Below are 3,487 nucleotides of genomic sequence, written 5' to 3'. Positions count from 1 at the left end.
CAAACTCGTCTCTTAATACAGGATCCGCCATCTCCTGGAAGTAGATTAAGCCGTGCCAGACAAGGCTGTGAGCACCCTTGCCTAAAGTTTGGTTTTCAGCAAGACGGTAGACCGTAGTTCCTTGGCTATCCAAAACGTCAGCGGTTACCGTTCCCGTAGCATCTAGATTGAAGGTCAAATTAACGCTGCCCGTTTCGTTGTCATATGCGTTGATTTTATTCTTATCGACTGAAACACCTAAAAGTGGGGAACGGTCGGGCGGCGATAAACAGAACAGCATATACGTACTCATGTTCAACACAACTGATCCTTCTGCTATCGATGGAGATGGATCGATCGCATACCAATCATTGTGACACACCCCCGCAAAATACTGGTAAACAAGTTCACCCGTATCGGCGTTTAGTACATAGATACGGCCGTTCGATGAATCTAAAGTCGTGTCTGTACGGGTTGAGCCGACAAATACATAGCCGTTTGCAACAGCGACCGATACGATAGGATACTGGTTCCTGCCGTCAAAAGCCCATTTAACCCCACCTGTATCTGCATCTACAGCGGTCACTGCGCCTAGGTAAACGGTGTTTCCAGCCAATACGGGGATTTTCGATGAACCGTTTCTGATACCTAAATAGCGCGACCATTTTACACGACCGCTATCTGCATCCAAACAATACAGGTAATAATCGGATGAGACGTAAACGGATTTCCCCCTAACCGCAGGCGCAGAAAAAGACCGTGATTGGTCGGCAAACGACCATTTGATCTGTCCGTTTGACGGATCGAGCGCAATGACTTCATTGCCGCCTATAAATAATGTGTCATTGGTCACCGCTGGAGCCGACCTGAAGCCAGACCGGTTAATCGACCACAGTTTCTCACCGGTTGCTGCATTTAGCACACAGACGCCGCCGCTTTGCGTACCAAAATAAATCCGGTCGCCAAAGATAATAGGCGATGTGGTTGGGCCGGCGCTAACAGACCAAATAGTCTGGCCGCTCTTTGCATCAAGGGCATAGAACTTGCCATCAGTGGCACCAAAATAAATCCTTCCATTCGCAAGTGCCGGGGCGTTTTCGACTATCAGTCCCTCGATTACCCAGAGGCACTTCCCGGTTAGGAGGGAGATTGCCAGCAGCTTACCTCTAGAGCCACTTCGCTCCCCGACGTAAACAAGGCCGTCTGCGATAACCGGACGGGTACGCAACTCATAGGTGGAGAGTTCGCCCCCTTTAACCCAATCAACCTTTAATGGCGGGGCAATACCCTGCTCATCAGCATTAAAGCCGGTATTTTGCGCATCGTACTGAAACATAGGCCAACTCGACCCGTAAGCCGCCGGCATATTAGCAACTAGAATGACTAACAAAGCGATGCATGCAGTTTTCAAGATATTCAAATGGCGCCCCTCCAATACTATCCTTGCCCGGTTTATTGCCCATACTCGTATATATTCAATTGTGCTATAGCACATATACGCCACAACCGCTTGCATTCCTTCAAAATATTTAAATGTTTTTCAAAAAATTTACCGACCGTAAAAATTGAACACTAGCCGCTATCTTACACCGCTAATACTTCTAGAATTCACCAATAATGGCTAAACCCTGCGGAAATAGAACCCGATAACTTCAAATAATCTAGTATTCGAAACCTTATAAGGAGTGATAATTAGTGAATTGCTGGGAGTTTAAACATTGTGGCAGGGACAAAACCAACGATTGTCCGGCGTACCCGAAGGGTGGGACCGAGTGCTGGCGTATAGCCGGAACGATGTGCGGCGGCAAGGTACAGGGTACGTTCGCGCAAAAGCTTGCAAACTGCATGGATTGCGACTACTACAAGTCCGCTAAAGGCATAGCAAGCTAGTTTCTTTAACTTAAATGCCCCATACTTCGGGAATGGCACTTCTCCCGCTAAGTATGCTCCTAAAAAAGTGCTCCTTAAAAACTTAGGAGCACTTTTTTTATTGCTATTTTTAAGCGGGCGCTTACCCGTTATGATTCGTCGGTAAGCGCTTCGGGGGGATGCTCTTCATGGTAGCGCTTGATATATCCCCTGAACCTGCGGTCGAAATCGTAGCGCATCAGGCGTACCTTGCGGCCGCACCCTACGCAGGTCATCCCGATATCCATGCCGAGTTTGGTTATCTCCCACTCGTTTGCGCCGCAGGGGTGGCCTTTTTTCAGTTTTACGACGTCGCCCAGTGCGATCTCTACGACTTTTACCATATCGATTTCACCTTTCACTTATCATACAACGCCGCGCCTGCAAAATGAAGTTTACCGAAAGCCGTCCCAACGTGCCCTTTTTCCCTGTTGACCCCGGTTTCCTGCTACAATAAACCATCTTATAATTTTGCTTAAAGTTGTGTGCTTAAAGTTGTGTGCTTAAAGTTGTGTGCTTAAAGTTGTTTACAAAAAGCTGAAAGCCGACAGCTATTTCAAGGAGGCGTTATGAAACGACGGGCTATTGTAACCGTTCTCGGCATGGACCGTGTGGGGATCGTCGCAGGCGTAAGCCGGGTGCTCGCCGAGAACAGCGTGAATATCGAGGACATAAGCCAGACCATCATGCAGGACTTCTTTACCATGATCATGCTGGTAACATTGGATGAGGATATCACTCCCATCGCCGGTTTGCAGGACAAACTCAACGAGGTAGCGGACGAGCTGGGCGTAAAAATTACGGTGCAGCATGAGGATATCTTCCGCTACATGCACAGGCTCTAGGGGAGTATGACAATGCCAATGCTGATCAATCCTGAAGAGATACGAGAAACCATAGAGATGATACAGGAGCAGCGCCTCGATATCCGCGCGGTAACGATGGGGATATCCTTGCGCGACTGCAGCGACGAGAACGGCGACAAGCTGCTCGGCAATATCTACCGCAAAGTCACCGAGTCGGCGAAAGACCTGGTTAAGGTGGCGGAGTCGTTGCAGGAGAAATACGGCATCCCGATCGTGAACAAGCGGATTTCGATTTCGCCTGTCTCGGCGATTGCCGAGTCGAGCGATTTGGAGGATTACGTTCCGATTGCGACGGTGCTCGATAAAGCCGCCAAAGAGCTTAGCATAGATTTTATCGGCGGGTTTACCGCGCTTATCCAAAAGGGCGAGACGCCGGGGGACCGCAAGCTTATCAACTCCATTCCGAGGGCGCTTGCCGAAACCGACCGGGTGTGCTCGTCGGTGAACGTGGCGTCGAGCAAAGCCGGGATCAACATGGACGCGGTGCTCGAGATGGCCGGCGTCATCAAAGAGACCGCCGAGCTTACAAAAGACAAGGACGGCATCGGCTGCGCCAAGCTCGTGGTCTTTGCCAACATCCCCGAGGACAACCCGTTTATGGCCGGGGCTTATCACGGCTTCGGCGAGGCGGATAGGGTGATCAACGTCGGCATCAGCGGCCCCGGCGTGGTGCGCGCCACGCTCGAGCGCTACCCGGACGTCGATCTCATGCAGGTCGCCGAAATTATCAAGCG

At 50.3% G+C, this 3,487-nt stretch carries 5 protein-coding genes; 3 read left to right on the top strand and 2 right to left on the bottom strand.

The genetic code is table 11. From position 1 onward, the window contains the following. Positions 1–1,399 (bottom strand): outer membrane protein assembly factor BamB family protein (locus tag COY37_RS02690; RefSeq protein ID WP_286975950.1); only part of this gene is annotated, 1,399 nt, incomplete at its 3' end. Between the two features lie 275 nt (positions 1,400–1,674). Here COY37_RS02690 and COY37_RS02685 point away from each other — a divergent pair. Continuing rightward, positions 1,675–1,869 carry a two-CW domain-containing protein gene (locus tag COY37_RS02685; protein ID WP_286975948.1) on the top strand — a complete coding sequence of 65 codons (195 nt, stop codon included), beginning with the start codon at positions 1,675–1,677 and terminating at the stop codon, positions 1,867–1,869. A gap of 128 nt (positions 1,870–1,997) precedes the next feature. Here the strand turns inward: COY37_RS02685 and COY37_RS02680 are convergent, their stop codons facing one another. Further along, entirely contained in the window at positions 1,998–2,231 is a 234-nt protein-coding gene (locus COY37_RS02680) for a DUF951 domain-containing protein (RefSeq protein WP_286975945.1), read from the bottom strand. Between the two features lie 225 nt (positions 2,232–2,456). On the opposite strand from COY37_RS02680, the gene COY37_RS02675 reads away from it, so the two are divergent. Beyond that, the gene (locus COY37_RS02675) at positions 2,457–2,732 is read left to right on the top strand and encodes an ACT domain-containing protein (protein WP_286975942.1); all 276 of its coding nucleotides are present in this window, start codon (positions 2,457–2,459) and stop codon (positions 2,730–2,732) included. 21 nt (positions 2,733–2,753) lie between these two features. Continuing rightward, a partial coding sequence (locus COY37_RS02670; RefSeq protein WP_353682991.1) for a DUF711 family protein occupies positions 2,754–3,487 on the top strand: 734 nt, incomplete at its 3' end.

It is taken from the genome of Candidatus Aquicultor secundus (genome assembly GCF_002791875.1).
Lineage (GTDB): Bacteria > Actinomycetota > Aquicultoria > Aquicultorales > Aquicultoraceae > Aquicultor_A > Aquicultor_A secundus.
The sequence above is the reverse complement of the archived record's forward strand: the minus strand, read 5'-3'. Positions and strand labels throughout refer to the sequence as shown.

What these genes read in the sequence shown, in the direction of transcription:
- COY37_RS02675 (WP_286975942.1), top strand. Translation starts at nt 2,457, where the DNA reads ATGAAACGACGGGCTATTGTAACCGTTCTCGGCATGGACCGTGTGGGG.
- COY37_RS02680 (WP_286975945.1), bottom strand. Translation starts at nt 2,231, where the DNA reads ATGGTAAAAGTCGTAGAGATCGCACTGGGCGACGTCGTAAAACTGAAA.